Source organism: Paenibacillus macerans (assembly GCF_050565405.1).
In the GTDB taxonomy this organism is placed as follows: domain Bacteria; phylum Bacillota; class Bacilli; order Paenibacillales; family Paenibacillaceae; genus Fontibacillus; species Fontibacillus macerans_B.
Genome location: NZ_JBNYYG010000004.1, coordinates 96,560 through 116,787, shown reverse-complemented (window position 1 = coordinate 116,787; position 20,228 = coordinate 96,560). Strand labels below are relative to the sequence as shown.

General features: G+C 53.3%; 17 protein-coding genes and 1 other annotated feature. Of the genes, 10 read left to right on the top strand and 7 right to left on the bottom strand.

Annotation, left to right across the window (positions count from 1 at the left end):
* Nucleotides 1-240: 240 nt before the first annotated feature.
* Both ACQ4N8_RS05245 and ACQ4N8_RS05240 read left to right on the top strand, forming a co-directional pair.
* Nucleotides 241-987, top strand: a complete 747-nt coding sequence (locus ACQ4N8_RS05245) for a DeoR/GlpR family DNA-binding transcription regulator (protein ID WP_430703292.1) — start codon at nt 241-243, stop codon at nt 985-987.
* 52 nt (nt 988-1,039) lie between these two features.
* Entirely contained in the window at nt 1,040-3,007 is a 1,968-nt protein-coding gene (locus ACQ4N8_RS05240; RefSeq protein WP_430703291.1) for a PTS fructose transporter subunit IIABC, read from the top strand.
* Between the two features lie 89 nt (nt 3,008-3,096).
* Here the strand turns inward: ACQ4N8_RS05240 and ACQ4N8_RS05235 are convergent, their stop codons facing one another.
* From ACQ4N8_RS05235 to ylbJ, 3 genes are all read right to left on the bottom strand, one after another.
* Nucleotides 3,097-4,581, bottom strand: a complete 1,485-nt coding sequence (locus ACQ4N8_RS05235; protein ID WP_430703290.1) for a S41 family peptidase — start codon at nt 4,579-4,581, stop codon at nt 3,097-3,099.
* A 46-nt stretch (nt 4,582-4,627) separates the two neighbouring features.
* Nucleotides 4,628-5,431: an NAD kinase gene (locus ACQ4N8_RS05230; protein WP_430703289.1), complete on the bottom strand. Its 804-nt coding sequence runs from the start codon at nt 5,429-5,431 to the stop codon at nt 4,628-4,630.
* 117 nt (nt 5,432-5,548) lie between these two features.
* Nucleotides 5,549-6,772 carry a sporulation integral membrane protein YlbJ gene (gene ylbJ / locus ACQ4N8_RS05225; RefSeq protein ID WP_430703288.1) on the bottom strand — a complete coding sequence of 408 codons (1,224 nt, stop codon included), beginning with the start codon at nt 6,770-6,772 and terminating at the stop codon, nt 5,549-5,551.
* A gap of 621 nt (nt 6,773-7,393) precedes the next feature.
* On the opposite strand from ylbJ, the gene ACQ4N8_RS05220 reads away from it, so the two are divergent.
* Together ACQ4N8_RS05220 and ACQ4N8_RS05215 are read left to right on the top strand one after the other, a co-directional pair.
* Nucleotides 7,394-7,771 (top strand): globin, encoded by a 378-nt coding sequence (locus ACQ4N8_RS05220; protein WP_430703287.1) that lies wholly within the window; start codon nt 7,394-7,396, stop codon nt 7,769-7,771.
* A gap of 51 nt (nt 7,772-7,822) precedes the next feature.
* Nucleotides 7,823-8,521: a DUF2225 domain-containing protein gene (locus ACQ4N8_RS05215; RefSeq protein WP_430703286.1), complete on the top strand. Its 699-nt coding sequence runs from the start codon at nt 7,823-7,825 to the stop codon at nt 8,519-8,521.
* Between the two features lie 66 nt (nt 8,522-8,587).
* On the opposite strand, the gene ACQ4N8_RS05210 is transcribed toward ACQ4N8_RS05215, so the two are convergent.
* Nucleotides 8,588-8,818: a hypothetical protein gene (locus ACQ4N8_RS05210; protein ID WP_430703285.1), complete on the bottom strand. Its 231-nt coding sequence runs from the start codon at nt 8,816-8,818 to the stop codon at nt 8,588-8,590.
* Entirely contained in the window at nt 8,815-9,003 is a 189-nt protein-coding gene (locus ACQ4N8_RS05205) for a YycC family protein (RefSeq protein WP_430703284.1), read from the bottom strand. The genes ACQ4N8_RS05210 and ACQ4N8_RS05205 overlap by 4 nt, the downstream gene beginning before the upstream one ends.
* 100 nt (nt 9,004-9,103) lie before the next feature.
* On the opposite strand from ACQ4N8_RS05205, the gene ACQ4N8_RS05200 reads away from it, so the two are divergent.
* Together ACQ4N8_RS05200 and ACQ4N8_RS05195 are read left to right on the top strand one after the other, a co-directional pair.
* On the top strand, nt 9,104-10,906 hold the full coding sequence (locus tag ACQ4N8_RS05200) for a M3 family oligoendopeptidase (RefSeq protein WP_430703283.1): 1,803 nt from the start codon (nt 9,104-9,106) through the stop codon (nt 10,904-10,906).
* Between the two features lie 263 nt (nt 10,907-11,169).
* Entirely contained in the window at nt 11,170-11,583 is a 414-nt protein-coding gene (locus ACQ4N8_RS05195) for an O-methyltransferase (RefSeq protein ID WP_430703282.1), read from the top strand.
* Between the two features lie 122 nt (nt 11,584-11,705).
* Here ACQ4N8_RS05195 and ACQ4N8_RS05190 read toward each other — a convergent pair whose 3' ends face one another.
* Entirely contained in the window at nt 11,706-11,933 is a 228-nt protein-coding gene (locus ACQ4N8_RS05190; RefSeq protein WP_430703281.1) for a small, acid-soluble spore protein, alpha/beta type, read from the bottom strand.
* A 208-nt stretch (nt 11,934-12,141) separates the two neighbouring features.
* The gene (locus ACQ4N8_RS05185) at nt 12,142-13,122 is read right to left on the bottom strand and encodes an aldose 1-epimerase (protein ID WP_430703280.1); all 981 of its coding nucleotides are present in this window, start codon (nt 13,120-13,122) and stop codon (nt 12,142-12,144) included.
* 368 nt (nt 13,123-13,490) lie between these two features.
* Nucleotides 13,491-13,757: a binding site (T-box leader), on the top strand.
* 86 nt (nt 13,758-13,843) lie between these two features.
* Here ACQ4N8_RS05185 and trpS point away from each other — a divergent pair.
* The 4 genes from trpS (at nt 13,844) to ACQ4N8_RS05165 (ending at nt 19,960) form a co-directional block, all read left to right on the top strand.
* Nucleotides 13,844-14,827 carry a tryptophan--tRNA ligase gene (gene trpS, locus ACQ4N8_RS05180; RefSeq protein WP_430703279.1) on the top strand — a complete coding sequence of 328 codons (984 nt, stop codon included), beginning with the start codon at nt 13,844-13,846 and terminating at the stop codon, nt 14,825-14,827.
* A 233-nt stretch (nt 14,828-15,060) separates the two neighbouring features.
* Nucleotides 15,061-16,827, top strand: a complete 1,767-nt coding sequence (locus ACQ4N8_RS05175) for a sensor histidine kinase (protein WP_430703278.1) — start codon at nt 15,061-15,063, stop codon at nt 16,825-16,827.
* Nucleotides 16,817-18,445 carry a response regulator gene (locus tag ACQ4N8_RS05170; protein WP_430703277.1) on the top strand — a complete coding sequence of 543 codons (1,629 nt, stop codon included), beginning with the start codon at nt 16,817-16,819 and terminating at the stop codon, nt 18,443-18,445. Before ACQ4N8_RS05175 ends, ACQ4N8_RS05170 begins: the two co-directional genes overlap by 11 nt.
* 129 nt (nt 18,446-18,574) lie before the next feature.
* The gene (locus ACQ4N8_RS05165) at nt 18,575-19,960 is read left to right on the top strand and encodes an ABC transporter substrate-binding protein (protein WP_430703276.1); all 1,386 of its coding nucleotides are present in this window, start codon (nt 18,575-18,577) and stop codon (nt 19,958-19,960) included.
* Nucleotides 19,961-20,228: the final 268 nt, after the last annotated feature.

The following is a 20,228-nucleotide window of genomic DNA, read 5'->3' as shown; positions in this document are numbered from 1 at the left end:
TCCAGTCGGCATTCATCTTCTCTGCATTTCTCTCCCCACTTCCAACCGTTACTTCCCATATCCGCATCCCTCGTATCGTATTCCTCTGTCCGAATTCTTCACATCCGTTCCCGCACCCCTGTATACTTCACACCTCCCATCTACGGTTGTTCTTGTTTTGAATGAGTTCGAACGTTTATGGATTGTTATGATTGATTTTAATAGATAATATGATATTATAGAAGCGGATGGAGGATGAAAATGCTTACAGAAGAAAGATACGAATTAATTATCAAGCGCTTACAAGAACGTGGTGTCGTAAAGCTCCAGGAGCTGGTCGAGCTGCTTGACGCTTCGGAATCAACCGTGAGGCGCGATCTTGTCGACCTTGAGGATCGGAAACTGCTGAAGCGGATTCATGGCGGTGCTACTCTGGTGAATCAGAAAAGATGGGAGCCGGGTATTGAGGAAAAAACGTTCAAAAACATTCAACAAAAAAATCTCATCGCCCGTTTGGCAGCAAACCAGCTTGTGGATGGCGAATGCATTTATCTGGATGCCGGGACCACCACGTTGGCTATGATTTCCTTTATTGAAGCTAAGGATGTAACCGTCGTAACGAATGGTCTGTCCCATGTCGAAGCGCTCGTAAGCAAAAACATCAGAAGCTATTTGCTGGGCGGGATGATGAAGATGCATACCAAAGCCGTTATCGGCAGCATAGCGCTTCAGAACATGGATAATTTTCGGTTCGACAAATGTTTTCTGGGGACGAACGGAGTTGATGCCGAGATGGGGTACACTACGCCCGATCCGGAGGAGGCTCTCATTAAAAGACGAGCTCACCAGCTTTCCGGCCGCACCTATGTGCTAGCCGACTCGAGCAAGATCGGCGATATCGCGTTTGCGAAATTGTTCGATCTGGAGGAAGCGGTTCTCATCACCGAATCGCTGCCGGACTCCTGGCGCGGGCCGATAACCGAGAAAACAAAAGTAATCAAGGGATAACCATGTCAGAACGCAACAGAGCTTGATAGATCCTTTTAGAGGAGTGTGTACCATGAGAATTACGGACCTGATGATCAAAGAAACGATGATTATGGATTTACAGACCGAGAGTAAAGAGGCAGCGATCAACGAGTTGATCGCCAGCCTGGCGGCAAGCGGCAGAATCAATGATTCCGCGAAGTTTAAAGAAGCGATCTTCAAACGTGAGGAACAATCAAGTACCGGCATCGGCGGGGGAATTGCCATGCCTCATGCCAAGACCGTGGCCGTGAATGAACCGACCGTCGTATTCGCCAAAAGCCGCAAAGGGGTGGATTTCGATTCCCTGGACGGCGAGCCCGTTCATTTGTTCTTTATGATCGCCGCCCCGGAAGGCGCGGGAAATCCCCATCTTCGCACACTGGCCGCACTTTCCAGGCTGTTGATTGACGGTGATTTTATCGCCAAGCTGAAGGACGCGAAAACACCGGATGAAGTGGCGGCTTTATTTGACGCCAGACAGAACGAGGAAGAGGCGGCCAAGCAGGCGGAGGCGAATGGTGCCGCTGGGAACAGCGGCGATAGCATCAATGAGACCGGCGGGGATGCCGTTAGGAACGGGGCGCAAACTACCGACAAGACCAGCGGATCAGTGGACGCGGAGCCGTTCGTTGTCGCGGTTACCGCCTGTCCGACAGGGATCGCCCATACGTTCATGGCCGAAGATTCATTGAAGAAAAAAGCCCGGGAGATGGGGGTGCGCATTCGCGTCGAAACCAACGGTTCTGAGGGTGCGCAAAATGTGCTGACTGCCGATGAAATCCGCCGCGCCAAAGCCGTTATTGTAGCGGCTGACAAAAACGTGGAGATGGCCCGGTTTGACGGTAAGCCGGTATTGCAAAGATCGGTCAGCGACGGCATCCGCAAGCCTGAGGAGCTGATTCGGAAAGCGGTGAACGGGGAGGCGCCCATCTACCGCAGCGAAGGCCGTGCGCCTTCGGAAAACGGAGCTGGCGGCCCAAGCGGGCGCAGCAAAATTTACAAAGACTTGATGAGCGGAATCTCTCATATGCTGCCTTTTGTCGTAGGCGGCGGGATCCTGCTCGCGGTCTCCTTCCTGATTGAGCAGGTTGCCGGGGAGAACAGCCCGCTGTTCCAACTGCTGCAAACGATCGGCGGCGGAACCGGAGCCTTCCATTTCCTGATTCCGATCCTGGCCGGCTTCATCGCTTTTAGTATCGGCGACCGTCCGGCCCTGATGCCGGGGATGGTCGGGGGTCTGATGGCGGTCAACTCCAACGCTGGCTTCCTTGGGGGCCTTGCGGCTGGTTTTCTGGCCGGGTATGTGGTGATCGGGCTGCGCAAGGTTTTTGCCGGATTGCCGAAAGCGCTTGAAGGCCTGAAACCGATATTGCTGTATCCTATATTCGGCCTGTTGATCGCGGGCTCCGTCATGTTCTTCGTAATCGATCCGATCTTCAGCTACATCAACCTTGGACTGATTGATGCGTTGAATCACCTGGGTACCGGAAATATGGTCCTACTTGGACTCGTCTTGGGCGGCATGATGGCGATCGATATGGGAGGGCCTTTTAATAAAGCGGCCTACACTTTCGCGATCGGGGTGTTTACGTCGAGCGGAAACACCAACGGATTGATGATGGCGGCCGTCATGGCCGGAGGGATGGTTCCTCCGCTGGCGATCGCTATGGCGACTACGTTCTTTAAGCGCAAATTTACAGAACAGGAGCGCAAATCCGGGTTGACGAACTACGTACTGGGCCTTTCCTTTATCACGGAAGGCGCCATTCCGTTTGCCGCTTCCGACCCGTTGCGCGTGCTGACTTCCTGTATTCTCGGCTCGGCGATCGCGGGAGGGCTGACCCAGCTGTGGAAGATTAACGTTCCTGCGCCGCATGGCGGCATTTTCGTTGCGGTTCTCGCCAATCATGCTTTACTGTTTATGCTCGCGGTGTTGATCGGCTCGGCCGTTTCCGCGCTTATCCTTGGAGTATGGAAGAGAACTTTGGTGGCGAATTAAAGAAGACTGTAATAACGAGGTACACAAAAACGCCTGCGGAACGAAGCATTCCGCAGGCGTTTTTTAAGTTGGCTTTTCGCACCGACTGATTATGATTTGAACGATAATTTCAATTGGCCTTGCGTATAACTCCAACTCACATTCGGCACTTTCTTCTGGAATTCATGCAGCTCGAGATAAGATTCGTTGTCTACCAGCTTGACCGTTTTGCCAGCTACGGTAAAGCCGGATGGCTTGCCGTTGCCGTCCGTGATCGTCAGCTTTTGCAAGCTGGAAGACCAGGTCGGCGTACTCTTCGCCAAGGCGGCCAGCATGCGGGCCGGGGCATAAATTTTGTTGCCATTTTGGATCACGTCGATATATCCGGGGAAGGCCGTGCCGTTGATCTTCAAGGTCGCAGGCCCGCCGCTGACTTCCATATGCCTTACCCCCGCTTGATACAAGCCCGTAATCAGTTGGGCAGCCGCGTTATTGTCGATTTCAATGTCCGGCTTCAGCCCGACGTGATTAAAATCCTCCATATTCGGCGTCAGGTAGGCTTGCACGGTCAACTTCAGGGAGCTTCCGTTGGATAGGTTGAACACGTTTTGGATACGCGCTTTGCCGTACGTTTGCGATCCGACAACAGTGGCGAGATCGTTGTCCCGCAACGCCCCCGTCAAGATTTCCGAGGCGCTGGCCGTGAGCGCGTTGGTCAGGATAACGACAGGCATGCCCATATCTTCGCCGTTCGTGATGGTTACCGGCTGCAGCTCCTCGCTTTGGTCGGCGGTGTACATCAGGATGCCTTCCTTCATGAAATGTTTGGCAATATTGGCCGCTGATTCCACATAGCCGCCCAGGTTATCGCGCAGATCCAGCACAAGCGAGCCGATCCCTTTCTGGCGGAGACTCTTCAATGCGTCCGCAAACTCCTCGTCCGCCGTTTCGCTGAACGAGGAGACGGCAATATATCCGACCTTGCTGGAGGGAATCAGGCTGGAGGTTACCGCTGGAAGCGAAAATTGGCCTCGGGTAATCGGATAAACAAGGTTTTGTCCGCTGCGGTTTACCGTAATTTTGACCTGCGTGTTCTCTTCCCCCTGGATACGCAGCGTATCTTCGCTGCTTGTTACCGGAAGCCCGTCCACCTTGGTGATGATATCGCCCTGCAGAATCCCCGCTTTGGCGGCGGGAGAATTCTTCAGCACATCGGTGACATACATGTGATCCGAATGATAACGAAGCGTGACCCCGATCCCGACATACTCTTGATTTAACCCGTCCTCAAAGCTTTGCAGTTCTTCCTGCGTAAAATAATCGCTATACGGATCATCGAGCGAATAGACCATGCCCCGGATGGCATTGTCCAGGAAATCTTGCCGCTCCACGCCCTCGATATTGTAAGCCTCCAAATAGTCCAGAACCTCCTGGAGCACCAGGAGATCGGAGTTCTCCGCCGTTTCGTTCAGGTTGACGACCAAACCTCCGGTCGTACCGGCCGAATCCGCTGCACCGGCCGCTTGCGGCAAGCCCAGCAGGGTTAGGGATAACAGGGGAATCAAGGCGTACTTGCGGATATAAGTCATGATCATATTCTATTCTTCCTTTACTAAAGTATTTCGGAGCTTGTCCGGTTTCTTATCCCAGGAAAGCATTGCGTACCCGATTCCAAAAAGGAAACGGGCGGTAACGGACAAAGCTGATTTTCTGCTCGGACACCTGACAGCGCACGGAAATCAAATCATCCATGGGCAAATTGACATGGTCGATCGTCAGCAGCAGATTTTGTTCTTTGCGCGAGTAAATATCGCAATGGTGATGCTTAGGCAGGACCAGCGGCGAGCCCAACGTGCGGAACACGCGATTGTTGATCGAGGCGATTTCCGTCACCTGCAGCGCTTCGATCGTAGGGTGCAGCATCGCGCCTCCCAAGCTCTTGTTATAAGCGGTGCTGCCGGACGGGGTAGATACGCAAATTCCGTCGCCGCGGAACATCTCGAACATTTGGTCGTTGATGTCCACTTGAGCGACTACGGTGCCGTCCACGCCTTTTAGCGTAAATTCGTTCAAACATATGTAGGTAGCGTTTTCCGACCTTTTCCGGATCTCCAGCTCAATGAGCGGATAGCGGACGATCCGAGGTTTGAGCAGTCCCGGGTCGGCATGGCCGCTCATCATCTGAACGAGCTCGGGGATTTCATCGGCCTTCCAATCCGCGTAGAAACCGAGATGGCCGGTATGGATCCCGACGAAAGCGATAGAGGAGATTTGATCGATAAACGTATGGAAGGCATGAAGCATCGTACCGTCTCCGCCGATGGAGACGACGATATCCGGGGATTTCGCATCCAGCTCGAGACCTTGCTGGGCTGCGAGTTTATGGAAGGACTCGCTTAATTCGGCGGATAATTGATCACCACGGTCAAGAACATAATATCTCAAGATGACAAGCTCCTTTGAAGATCCTTTTGTAAAGATCATAATCAATTCGATAGCAGAACACAACGTTTCATTTTCCGGCCGCGCCTAGGCTTTCGAGGAGAAATGCGGAAGGGACGGCTAGTTTTTCGGCCTGTAGCCCAGCCGGCGAATGATTCTGGTCAGGAAAGACAAAATAAGCAGTATGGCCAGCGCAATCAGTAAAATCCGCAGGGCTTCCGGAAATCCGCTCCACCCATAAAGCGGCCCTGCGACTCGGCCCGTAAATTGCTCCCATGCCGGGGCGGTTCCCATGACCGGTTTCCAGATCAAGAGCAGCAATCCGGCCGAGCCAACGGCATGAAGAATACGAGCGATCAGGAACGGGAGATAGCGCAAGTCCGCTCCGTTTAAAATGCTGGCTACCTGGGCGTGTACCGACAGGCCGCCCCAGGACAAGATAAACGCGGCTGCCGCCGCCTTGTACACCAGCGGGATCGTTTCCGGAGCAGCGGATGCTCTGGTGCCCAACGTCACCTCGAACAAGCCGCCGACGAGCGGCTCCGCCAGCCCGGAGGGCAGCCCGGCCAGAGGAAGCAGGCGGCTCACCGCCAAATATAGCGAATTCATGAATCCAGAGGCGGTCAGCACCTCAAGGATGACCGAGAAGAACACGACAAGCCCGCCAACGACGGCCATCAGCTGCAGGGAGGAGACGATCGCCTGCCGCAGCAACTCGCCCACGCTGCGGCCATCCTGCAGCCGAGCTTCGTGCATCGTCCGCAGTGCCAACCTGAAGCTGAAGCGTTCGGGGGGAGCGGCTTGGCCTTTGCCCTCCGATTCGGGGGTGGCCGGGCGGTAGAACCGCATCAGCAGCCCGATCAAAAGCGCGCCGCCGTAGTGCGCCAAGGCCAACGCTCCGGCGAGCTTCGGGTTGCCGAAGAAGCCGACCGACACGGCCCCGATCAAAAAGATCGGATCGGAGGAAGTCGTAAATGCGACGAGACGCTCCCCTTCGGTGCGGGAGACTAATCGCTGCTCACGAAGCTTGGTCGCCAGCTTGGCGCTGACGGGATATCCGGAGGCAAAACCCATGGCCAGCACGAATCCGCCGCTGCCGGGGATGCGGAACAGAGGCTTCATGAGCGGATCAAGCAGTTTGCCGAGAAAATGCACGATGCCGAAGCCGAGCAGCACTTCGGATATGACGAAGAAAGGGAAAAGGGACGGGAACAGCACGTCCCACCAAATGGCCAAACCGCGGACTCCGGCCTGCCAGGATGCTTCGGGATAGCCGATCATCAGTACGGCCAATAATAGCGCTGAGCCTATAAACAACAAAGCGGTCAAGCGTTTAACGAACATAGCACCGCCTCCACACCCGAGTTATAGAGGTTGTTCAAAAAGTCGTCTTTCCAGGACGAAGCAAATCATGAAGTGGATTCGACATCGAATCTTGAATTCAGCCGGGACTTCCCTTGCTCACGTAGCCTCCAGCTACGCTCTGCTACTCAGTCCCTAGCTTCATCCAACCTTCTCGATCCTGAAAACCCGACTTTTTGAACACGCACATATAGTGAATTTTATGTTTGCGATGGGACAAACAGCACAAAAAAATAAAGGAAGCGATTGCAGAGAAGGCTGATATTTCCGCGTTTCTATGTTAAAATGATTCTAGAAGACCAATTTGGATCTTTAGAACCAGCTACGATACATTCATTGACTTCGCAGGAGCCCAATTTTATGGATGGAGTGATGATCATGAGCATTGTTGCAGGTGTTCTCGTATGTGCTTTTGTTTACGTTATCCGCGCCTCTCTCGTCCATTCCGGTGAAGAGGATTGGCGCAGTTACTGATAGCTTGGCGACATAACTGACAGATAGAAGCTCCGGTAGGAGCTTTTATTTTTTTTTGCTATAATATAGAAAGTAAGCTGACCCAAGGATATGGTGTGACAAGACCAAAAGGAAAGCAGCGGTGAGCGAATGGATCCAAACCTGAGCATTTACGAAAATCTGGGCGGAGAGCAGGCGATTCGCAGGCTGGTGGAAGCTTTTTATCCCCGAGTTCAGCGCGAACCCTTGCTTGGGCCTTTATTCCCGGAGGATATTACCCCGGTGATGGAGAAGCAGTATATGTTCTTGACACAGTTTTTTGGGGGGCCTTCCCTGTACTCCGAAGCAGTGGGTCATCCGATGATGCGTGCGCGGCACTTGCCGTTTCCGGTGACCCCGGAGCGGGCCGAGGCCTGGCTGGCTTGCATGCGCGCCGCGCTGGAGGAGATCGGAATTGACGAACCGCTGCGGGGATTTGTATTGGAGCGGTTGTCCGGGCCCGCTTTTCACTTTGTGAACACACCCTAGAAGACAACGAACGATCCGCAGGGCGGACATTTTGGAAAGGAAGTAGGAGAATTGGCACTTGAACCTCTTTATCAGATCAAAGTTACTTGCATCCACTGCCAACAAGAATTTTCGAGCTCGCGCGTTCGTCCCAGCTTCAAACGGGCCGTGCGAACGGACACGGACTTTTGCGGTTATTATCAGAATGAGAATCCCGATTATTATGTAGTTCGGGTTTGCCCCGCCTGCGGTTTCGCTTCGACGGAAAACTCGCTGGCGCGGCTGACCGACCGCCAACGGGCCCGTTTTCAGGAAGAGATCGGCAGCCGTTTCAACCAGAAGAGCTACGGCGGGCACCGCGACTGGGAAGATGCCTTGGAAGCGTACAAGCTTGCGCTGATTTGCGCGCAAACCGTCGGCGAAACGGATCGGATCATCGCCAGTCTGCTGCATCATATCGCCTGGCTGTACCGGTATCGGAGCAATCAGGAGCAAGAGCGGCGTTTTCTGGAGTATTCCCTGGAATCCTATATTCGCGTTTATGAAAACGAAGGGGTCGGAGGCAGCGATGCCCGGTTGATGTACCTGATCGGCGAGCTTCATCGCCGGGTCGGCAATTTCAACGAAGCGGTCAAATGGTTCTCGCGTGTGATTAACGATAAACGAATCATGGACGCGGCCATGATCCGGGCATCCCGGGAGCAATGGGCGCTGCTGCGCGAGGAAATGCTGAACGGCGGGCATGAGCTGCCCGAAGAGATGCGGCAATAAGAATTGCTCCCATACAACGAAGGGCCGTTCTTGGTAGAACGGCCCTAACTGTAAGATCTATTCGGGTTACCGGATTACGGTATCGGTCAATAAATAATCGTTGTCGCAATCCAACACGGTAACTTTATTTCCGCAGCAAGGGAAAACGAGCAGCTTCTTCTTCCCCTCATGTATCGACTTCAGTTCCAGCGGCTTCAGCGGCAGCAGCACGTTGCTGCTGGAGCAGAACGGACATGCGTGTACATACACATCCCCCATGACCACATCATAGGGCCAAGATCGGTTAAACGGGATCATGACGGCTTTGAATCTTTACTATCAGCTTCGGATTGTGCAGGCGGGCTGCCCGCTTCCTCCTTGGCCAGTTCCGCGATCTTCTGCAATAAAATGTGCTGCGGCATATGCATCAGGTGCTCAATCGGCACTTTGAGCCTTGCTGCTAATTTAACGGCTGTATCCGCCGAAATTTGTAGCGGCTTCATAAGAATATCCCTCCTGTCAGGCTGGTAGCTATATAATAGCATACACTTTTACCCTATAAGCCATCAATATTAACGATGAAGAAAGGATGGAACAATACTCATGACATTATTCAAGGGACCGCTTCAACCCACATGGGAACTGGAATCCGTTTTTCCGGGAGGCTCTTCTTCTTCCGCCTTCCGCAACCAACTTGATGAACTGGAGCGGGAAATCGCCCACTATCAGGCCCAAATCAACGAAATGGGAGCTCCGGGGTCCCTGGAGGACACGAAGACGTTTGACGGATTGATCGAAGGCCTGCAAAACGCTGCGGCCAAGCTGGCCGAATCGAACAGCTTTGTGGGCTGTTTAACGGCACAGGACCAACACGATAAAAAGGCGATCCAACTGGATGCCAAAGTGACTTCCCTAAACGCTTCCTTCACCAATGTAATGACGCTGTTCTATAATGTCCTGCGCATGACCGGGGACGAGGTGTGGAACTCCTGGATGGCCCGGGAAGAAATCGCCCCGATCTCGTTTGTGCTTGACGAGAAACGCAGCGAGGCCCGGGAGAAGCTGCCGCCGGAGCTGGAGACCTTGATTTCCGATCTGGCGGTGGACGGTTACCACGGCTGGAGCCAGCATTACGACACGATCGTCGCAAAAGTCGAAGTGCCGTTTGAGGAAGCGGGCGGCGAAGTTAAAAGGTTATCCGTCGGCCAGGCGGCCAACAAGCTGGATGATCCGGACCGGAACGTGCGGGAGCGCGTCTTTGCCAGCTGGGAGGAAGCGTGGGGGAAATCCGCGGATTACTGCGCGGACACGCTGAACCGTTTAGCCGGCTTCCGGTTGAAGCTGTACGAGAAACGCGGGTGGGACGACATTCTGAAGGAACCGCTGGCCATTAACCGGATGTCCAAAGCAACGCTGGATGCCATGTGGCAGGTCATCGAAGAGAATAAACCGAAGTTCGCCGTATACCTGAAACGCAAAGCGAAGCTGCTTGGCGTAGAGAAGCTGAACTGGACGGACGTGGATTCTCCGCTCGGCCAAGTGACGAGCAAAATCACGTATGAGCAAGGCGCCGAGGATATCGTCAAGCAATTCGGCAACTTCAGTCCGAAGCTGGCCGAGTTTGCCGTCAAGGCGTTCGAGAACCGCTGGATCGAAGCGGAGGATCGTCCCGGCAAACGTCCGGGCGGGTTCTGCACGTCGCTGCCGAAGAGCAAGCAAACCCGGATCTTCATGACGTTCGGCGGCACGATCTCCAACGTATATACGCTGGCCCACGAGTTGGGGCACGCCTATCACCAGAGCGTGATGGAAGAGCTGCCGATATTCAACCAGGATTATGCCATGAACGTGGCGGAAACCGCTTCGACTTTTGCGGAGATGATTTTGGCCGATGCTTTCGTGAAGAATGCGGCTAACGATCAAGAGAGAATCGTTCTGCTCGCCGACAAAGTTCAGAATTCGATCAGCTTCTACATGAACATCCATGCCCGCTTCCTGTTTGAAACCCGCTTCTACGAGAAACGCCGGCAGGGCGTACTGGATGCCGAGGAGTTGTCGGCATTGATGGAGGAAGCGCAGCGCGAAGCTTACCAAGATGCGCTGGGCAATTATCATCCGCATTTCTGGGCGTCCAAGCTGCATTTCTATATTACGGGCGTGCCGTTTTACAACTTCCCGTACACCTTCGGCTACATGTTCAGCACCGGCATCTATGCACTGGCTCAGCGGGAAGGTCAAGGCTTTGCCGCCAAATATGACGCGCTGCTGGAAGATACCGGCCGCATGACCGTCGAGGAGCTGGCCGCCAAGCATCTTGGCGTCGACTTGACGAAGCCGGATTTCTGGCGCGATGCGATGGCGTTGTCGGTGGCGGACGTCGATGCGTTCCTGGAATTGACGAAATAAATGGGATGGCTCTATTGGCCCATTCAAGCGGGTCCTCTTCGGAGGACCCGCTTTTGCGCGCATTCAGCCGACAATCCTACGCGCTTGGCGGTTTTTGTGTCGCCGGGCATGTCGAAGCGTGGAACAAAAGAGGATAAAGTCTGCTTTTTCATCAGTAATATTTAACCAATTTTGTAGTATATTGTTGAACATTTCCTGATAATGGACTATAATGTGACGTAAGCCCTATGCTATTGGGGAATAACATGGAAGGGAGGGTGGATATGCTGAAGACCGAACAGATTTCACTCGCCAGACAAGTGGATATGGTGTTCAAAGAGCTGGAAGAGGAGCTTGCCGGGCTAACATCGGGTACCGTATTTTTGCAAATCCGCAACAACACCGTCGGGAAATTTGGAATCCGCCACAATCCGATCGCCGGGAGAAACGGCCAGCTTGCCGAGGAGGGCCGGGGCTTGAATGCGGATCAAAGGCAGTCATTTCGCGCGATGGCGATTCAGGCCTTGAAATTCAAGCGTTGCTGGACGCATGGAGAGATCAGTTACGAATTTGCGCTTCGACAGGGAACGGTCATGATCGACGCCGTGATGGAATCCAACTATAACATGGCCAATTTGTTGATCCAGCGGTATTCGCATAAGGAGCAAACCCATACATACAAGGATATGACCTCATAAATTTTATCTCATAAGCTACATAGGCTGTTCGGTACTTTAAGCAATATGCTTTCGTAACGTGAAACAGGCGGTCTGCTCACGCAGACCGCCTGTTTCTATAGTGGTAAATAGGAGAATGCAAGTTACAGGTTCGAACGACCCGACAATTGCTGCTCCGCCATTTGAACCAAACGTTTAGTGATGTAGCCCCCGAGAGAACCGGTTTCACGGGAAGTATAGTTCCCGTAGTAACCGTCTTGCGGAATTTGTACGCCCAATTCCTGAGCTGCTTCCATTTTCATTTGTTGCAGCGCAGAGGTAGCTTGAGGAACGATAAGGTTATTACGGCTTCCGCGGCTTTGACCTGCCATAGTTGTCACCTCCTTTGGCGTTTGTGATGTTAGTATGGTTCGTAGGACGCAAAATATGCGGACCAAGTTAAAACTATAGCAGTGGTAATTATTGCATTTCTTCCAATGACCGGATTCTGGATGCCTGAATCCGGCAAATCAAAAACCGCCCTCCGAAGGAAGGCGGTCAAGTCGTTTGCTCTTGAAGAAGAGCCGTTTGATAAGCGATTTACGTTGCGGATCCGTCCGGGTAAACCAGATCCAGGTTAATGTTCAGTTCCAGCGTTTGCTGCGGCCGCAGTTCGATCAAACCCGTCTCGCTGGCCGGCAAATCGATGTTCGGAGCATCCGGCAGCCAGGTATAGGGCTCGATGCAAAGAAACTGGTCGGCTTCCCCTTTGGAGTAGATGACCCAGAATTTGAAATGCTCCGGATCGGCCGAATAGCGCAATCCATATCCATCGTCTCTCGTCAACAAGGCTTCCACGGGCTTGTCTCCGATGCGCAGCATGGTATCGCAATTGACGTCCTGCAAATTCATGCTCGCGTTCAAAGCGTCCCAAGGCCCCAACGGAGCGGTTTCGCCCGTAGGAATGTTCTCCTCGTCCGACAAAAAGAGGTCGGAGACCGGCAAATTAAGTTTCCAGCGTCCCGGCTCGCCGTCGATCAGGAACCATGTATGCAGCCCCAAGCCAAATGGAGCGGCGTTTTGTCCCAGATGGGTAATTTTAAAAGTTTGCTTTAAAGAAGCGCCCTGCAGTCTTAAAGTCATTTCCAGCTTGAGCGGCTCAGGGTACTGCCGGATCCAGCCCGGATCGTCGGAGGTCATGAATTCGGTCGTAATGGCGCAGCCTTCATCATCCTCCTCGATATCGCTGACGCACCAGCTCTGCGTGCGGTGCAACCCATGAATATGATTGTCGTTCGCCGTGTTGCGGTCAAACTGGTATTCCTGCCCGGCATAGGTGAAATGCCCTTTGCGGATTCGCCCCGGAGGAGCCAACAGGGGGATGCCGAAATGGTAGGGCTTTTGCAGATAGAAATCAAGCTCGCTTTCTTCCGGATGCCGCAGCACATCGCGCTGCTGGACATTGTCCCATATACGAATCACGTTATTGCCAAGGCGGGGTAGCAGCGTGACTTCAAGTTCGCGGCTATGTAAGATGTACGTATCGTAACCGTTCCATTGCCCTTTGGTCACCTTTTTCATATCGTTGCTCCTTTTCCCACATAATAGTACGTGTTCAAAAAGTCGCTTTTTGAACAACCTCTAATCAACAGTTCCTTAAGCTAGACTTATCATAACACTTTTTCCGGTGGACGAAAAATGGATTTGACATGGCCACGGGTGACATTTTATGATGATAACAATAAAAGCGCAAGATGCGCTAGTTCAATGAAGGTTCAAAAAGTCGGGTTTGGAGCACCGAGAAGGTTGGATGAAGCCAGGGACTGAGTAGCGGAGCGTAGAGGGATCTACGTGAGCAACGGAAGGCCCGGCTGAATTCAAGATTCGACGTCGAGTCTGCTTCTTGATCTGCTTCGTGATCCAAAGATGATTTTTTGAACTTCCTTATAAACAATGCGATGATGAGGGGAAGTAAGCGAAGTATTCCTCCTGCAGAAAGCCGGTGGTTGATGCGAACCGGCGGAGAAGCTTTAGCCGAATGGGCCTCGGAGTGCCGGGCAGAACGCAAAAGGACGGGGTTCCTTTTCCAGTATGCCGGCCGGGTTGATCCACGTTAAGGATTCAGGAAAGGCCGAATGGCCGGGCGGGCTCTGTTCGAACATAGCTCTGCCGGGATTCGGCGAATAAGGGTGGCACCACGGTCTCACGTCCCTTGCGGGCGTGGGGCCTTTTTGCATTTTCTACGGCAAAGCCAACGGCTTGCACACAAAGAACATGAATCATATGGAGGAGGAAATTCGCTATGAAAAAAGTACTGTCCGGCATTCAGCCTAGCGGCAAGCTGACGCTTGGCAATTACATCGGAGCCATCAAAAACTTCGTGACCCTGCAGCATGACTATGCCTGCAATTTTATGGTCGTGGATCTTCACGCCATTACGGTTCCGCAGGAACCGGCCGCTTTGACGGAGCAATCCGAATCGGTGGCGGCGCTGTATATCGCCGCCGGCATCGACCCGAGCAAAGCCAACGTTTACCTGCAATCCCACGTGATGCAGCATGCGCAGCTCGGATGGCTGCTGACGACGCTCACCTCGATGGGGGAACTGGAGCGTATGACGCAGTTCAAAGACAAGTCGGCCGGCAAGGAATCGGTCGGAGCGGGACTGTTTGTTTATCCGGCCTTGATGGCGGCGGATATCCTGATCTACAATGCCGACCTGGTGCCGGTCGGAGAAGACCAGAAGCAGCATCTGGAGCTGACCCGCGACCTGGCCGGACGCTTCAACAGCCGGTTCGGCGATTACTTTACGCTGCCGGAGCCGTATATTCCGAAAGTGGGGGCGCGGATCATGTCCCTTGACGATGCCTCCAAAAAAATGAGCAAAAGCAACCCGAACCCGGGCAGCTATATCGCCCTTCTGGATACGCCGGACGAGATTCGCAAGAAGGTCAGCCGGGCGACCACCGATTCCGGCCGCGAAGTCAAATTCGATCCGGCGAACAAACCGGAGGTCAGCAACCTGATTACGATCTTCAGCCAATGCTCCGGCCTGTCGATCGCCGAAGTGGAGCAACGTTACGAAGGCCAAATGTACGGCCCGTTCAAGAAGGATTTGGCCGAAGCGGTCGTCGGCGTATTGGAGCCTCTTCAACAACGTTACCGCGACATTCGCGAGTCCGGCGAGCTGCGGAATATTTTGCGCCAAGGCGCCGAAAGAGCCTCCGAAGTGGCGGACAAAACGCTGCAGGACGTACAGCGTTTGATGGGGTTCGTCGGCAGATAACAAGCTGATATTAAGATAGAAAAGGGTTTGCCGCAGGCTGAACGCGCCTCCGGCAGGCCCTTTTTCTGTTGCGCCAACTCCTCTCCCGCATGAGGGAGACAAAATTACGATTCAGGTGCGGTAGATCGACTGCCCGTAAGCGATGTTCTTGTTGAAGACGGAGCGTCATGACATAATCAAGGAAATAAAACCCGGTCTAGCTACTTATCCTTTACTAAATAAGGCGGGATCCCATGAATTTCTTGAGAAGCCGTACGTTCCGCGGCAAGCTGAAATCGGCATTTCTGATCGTAATCATTCTATCGATTCTTATCACCGGAGGTTTCTCATACTCCATCTCGGCCAATATTTTGCAGAAGAATGCCTTAAACCTAACGCAGGATACGGTCATCAAATCCGCGCAAATCGTCGACGAGAAATTGAACAAGCTGATGATCATCATGATGACGTTCATGCTGAGCCAGCCCTTTCGCGGCATGCTTAAGGACGCCTCGACGGGGGAGGCGGGCCGCTATTATACCCATCTGGCCGATCTGGACAACGTATTTTCGCAGGCCCGGATTGCCGAACCGCTCATCCATTCCATTTACATCTCGACGCCGATCGGCGAGTTTTATCCGCTAACCATGAACCGTAATCGTCAGAGCCGATTTGAAGATACGATGCTGTACGGGAGGGTCAGGCAGGAGAATAAAAACGTGTGGGTTGAAGGGCACGAGGATATGCTGTTTTTGGGGAAAGAGCGGGTGATTTCCCTCATTTTGGAGCCGATCTTCGACACCCCGGTCAAGGACGTTTACATCGTCGTCAATATCCGGGAGGAAGGGTTTCGCAACCTGGTCGGGGCCGGGACGGGGCAGGATGCCGTGCGTTTCTTGCTTAATGCCTATGGAGTTCCGGTTTATGCGGAAAATAACGCCTTGGTTCAGAAGGCGGTAAACCGCGGCAATTTAATGGGCGAACTACAACAGCGTACCGCGGCCTCCGGAAGCGCTTCCTATAAAATCGAGCGCCATGACTATTTGTTGAATTACGCCCGCCTGAGCATTGCGGACTGGACGATGGTTACGATGCAATCCAAATCCTATGTGCTGAGAGACCTGATCTACGTCAAATGGATGATCGTCGGCATCACCGTAGGCGCCTTCCTGATCACGGCGCTTATTTCCGGCGGGTTGACCCGTTATTTGCTTGCCCCGCTGCAAGGGCTGCAAAAGGTCATGAAACGCGTGGAAGCCAATGACCTCACCGCGAGATTCGCCGGACACGGGAACGATGAGCTGGCACAGGTGGGGTATCGCTTCAACCGCATGCTGGAGCAAATCGTTGTGCTGATCGAGGAGGTAAAGCAGGCGGAGACCCGCAAGCGTTCCGCCGAGATTAAGGCTTTGTCCGCACAAATGGATCCGCATTTCCTGTACAATACGCTGAACACGGTTTATTGGAAGCTGAAGCTTGGGCAAATCGACGAATCCCAGCGCATGGTCGTTTCTTTGTCCCGTTTGTTCCAGCTTGGCCTGAATAAAGGGAACGAGATTACGACGCTGCAAAAAGAGTTGGAGCACGTCAAGCAATACTTGGAGATTCAAGCGCTTTGCTACCCGGAGTTATTTCAATATGAGATTCAAGTAGAGGATTCGCGGCTGCTGACTTGGCCGGTCCCGCGGATCATGCTTCAGCCGCTGGCCGAAAACAGCATCCTGCACGGGTTCAAGGATATGGAAACCGGCGGCAGGATTACGATTGGCTTAACATTCGATCGGGAGAAGGAACTGGGAGTCATCACGGTTTCGGACAATGGACGTGGGATGGGACGAGACGCGGTTGCCTTACAGCCGGAGCAAACGTCGGAGCACGGATATGCGATTCGGAGCCTGATTAGCCGGTTGCGGCTGTATTACGGCGACCGCGCGAATTTGCTCCTGGAAAGCAAGCCGGATCGGGGAACGAACGTAACTTTAACTCTGCCGCCGAGAGGAGAACAGACCCATGAATCATGACGAACACGAACAAATCAGCCTATGCGTGATCGATGACATTAAAAGCGTCGTCGACGGTTTGACGGCGATCGCTTGGGAAGACCACGGGATCACGATCAAAGGGGCATCGGCAAATGGAAGCGACGGGCTGGAGCTTGTGCGCCGGGTTAAGCCCGATTTGGTCATCACCGATATCCGAATGCCCAAAATGGACGGACTGACGATGCTGCGCCATTTGCTCGAATCGAGCCACAGCTGCAAAGTAATTCTGATCAGCGGGTACGCGGACTTTGAATACGCGCAGCAGGCCGTGCAGCTCGGCGCTTTCGATTTCGTCGTCAAACCGTTTACGGAGGAAGACATTCTGAATACGGTGCTGCGGGCGAAAGCGCACATCTTGGAGGAACGATCTCAGTTGATCAACCATCGGTTGATGGAGTCGAAGCTGCGGGAAAGCTTGCCGGTGCTTCGCCAGGAATATTTGGCCATGCTCGTCAGCCATCGGACAACGTGGGAGCAAGCGTCCAAACGGTGGGATTTTCTTGGCATAGACCTGGAGCCTCGCGGCTTTATCGTCATGCTCATCGAGATTGATAAATTCCGGAAACAGGCGGCCGAGCTATCGATCCGCGAGGCAGAGCTCATCCGCTTCTCTCTGCAAAACATTGTAGAGGAAACGATAAGACAATACAGCCGGTGCGTAGTCATCCGGGCGAGAAACAACCGGTTTCTAGCGCTCATGAACGATAGCGTTCCGCAGGATGCTACCTTGATTGCCGAAACCTGCTGCCGAAATATCGAAAAATATACTCCATTTACGGTGTCCATCGGCGTCTCCGGCCAGGTCGGCCAGACAAGCGAGCTTCCCGATGCCTACCGGGAGGCGGACCGTGCGCTCGCCTACCATATCTTCAGCGAAGGGAATGCCGCTATCGGCGTTCGCGATCTGCCCGAAACCGGGAGCCAGCCTCCGTTATCCCTGGAGCAAAAGGATGAGCTGTTGCTGGCATTGCGTTCCGGCAACGGTGAGCGGGCTTCGCAGCTTTTATGCGGTATTTCCGTCCGCCTTCAAGAGCTAGCCCCGCCTCCCCACCCGGATTATTTGCTCAGCTTGTATGATGAGCTGGCTGCGTCCGTCATCCGGGCCTTATACGAACTGGCTCCTTTCTCGGAGGTTCAACCGCTGATCGCCCGGTTTAGGACGATGAGAGGCGCCTCGACGATGCCCTTAAGCAGCCTGGAGCAGCAGTTGTCGCTATTGTGCCGAGAAGGCACGGATCTGATTCGCAGCAACACGTTGTCGGAGGGCCAGAAAATCATTTTCAAATCGCTGGAATTCATCCAAAGCCGGCTAAGCGGTGAAGTCACATTGACCGAGTGCGCCGCGCACGTGCATCTCAGCGTCAGCTATTACTCCAGCCTGTTCAAGAAAGTCACCGGGGCGACGGTAACCCAATACGTCAATCAGGAACGAATCCGCCTGGCCAAGTCCTTGCTCGTGGAAGGCAAATCGGTGCAGGAGGTGTCGGCCGCGGTAGGCTATGAAGAACGGCGTTATTTTAGCGAAATGTTCAAAAGAATTACCGGCATGACCCCTTCGGAATTCAGAGCCGATTATCATCCGGATGCTCCGGAGTAATCCCAAAACCGGTCAATATCATGAAATCGCTTCCCTAAAGAGTGGGATTGCCCCACTCCTTTTTCATGCCCGAGATTTTATAGTAAAGAAGAAGACAAGAGCATCGCAAACAAGAAAGGGGAAACGTCTATGTGGAAAAAAGCTATGCTGCTCGGAACGAGCCTTGTGCTGGTCATGGCTCTGGCGGCTTGCGGCGGCAGTGGCTCCAATGAGCCGAAAGAGACGACGAGCAACGAGAAGGAGGGCGGGAATGCGGCAGCAGCGCCGGTGCAACTGAAATATTGGACGGATGACCGGCATGACCAGGAATATATCAAAGAAATGGTCGCGAAATTCAACGAGACGAACGAGGACAACATTCAGGTGGAATTGACCGTGATGTCCGAAAACTACACGCAAAGCGTGGATATCGCTTTCTCCAGCAACCAGTCACCGGACATTTTGCGATTGAAAAGCGCCAATACCGAAGCTTTCTACAAAAAAGGGTATCTGCAGCCGATCGACGGCTACTTGACCGACGTCATGAAAGCGAAATTCTCATCCGTCCTCATCGACGGGGTTAACCGGTTCGACGGGCAAATTTATTCGCTGCCGAACACGGGCCTTACGCTAAGACTCGTATATAACCAGGATCTGTTCAATAAAGCGGGAATCGCGAATCCGCCGGCCACACTTCAGGAAATGGTCGACGCCGCCAAGAAAATTACCGAAGTCGGCAAGTCGGAGGGCATCTACGGCTTTGCATTGAATTTTAAAAATCCGAAGCAGGCGTTCGACCGCTCCGTCAGAGAAATTTTGTCCCTCAGCGGATATCAGGGTTTGGGGTTCGATTTCAAAACCAAACAGTTTGATTTTGCCCCTTATGCGCAAGTAATCGAATACTTCAAACAAATGCATGCTGACGGAAGCATTCTTCCGGGAGCGGAATCGCTGGATATCGACCCGCTGCGCGCCCAGTTCGCCGCCGGCAAAATCGGCATGTACCTGAGCTTCTCCACGGAACCCGGCGTCTACCAGGACCAGTTCCCGACGGATATCAACTGGGCGGGCGCGCTGGCGCCAACGTTAGATGGACAGAAAGGCACCTCCGAAATCGTATCGGCCGGCACTTGGCTGGGAATCAGCAAAATGTCGCAACATCAGGATGCGGCCTGGAAGTTTATGCAATTCATGTATGCGGACGATGTCCTGACGGCTTATCACGAGAAAGGTTTTGGCATTTCCGTTGTGCCCAGCATTGCCGATAAGGCCAAAACTCCGGACGTCAAAGGGATGGACGGCTTTTTGATCGGGGAGAAGGATTCATTATGGCCTGTAGCGCCAAACGTGACGCCGGAAGGGGCGAATTACGCGGATGCCTTCTTTAAATACATGCTGGACGGCGGGGATGCGCAGAAAATCGTCGAGGACTTGAATCAACGCTACAACGAAGCTTTGGCGAAATCGGTGGAAAAAGGTGAAGTGGCCGTAACTCCGAATCCATCGTTCGATCCCGCACACCCGCAAGGAGAATAACGCTTAAAGTGCGCGTTCAAAAAGACGGTTTTTTAGCACCGAGAAGGTTGGATGAAGCTAGGGCCTGAGGACCGGAGCGTACGTTTTGGGTACGTGAGAACCGGAAGGCCCGGCTGAATTCAAGATTCGATGCCGAGTTACCTCTTGATTCACTTCGTGATTAAAAGACGACTTTTTGAACTACCTTTTTAAACGGGACGGGAGCTTTTGTGAGCTGACGACAAGGCTCCTTTCCTGTCTCCTGGTAAACAAAAATATGGGGGGAAAC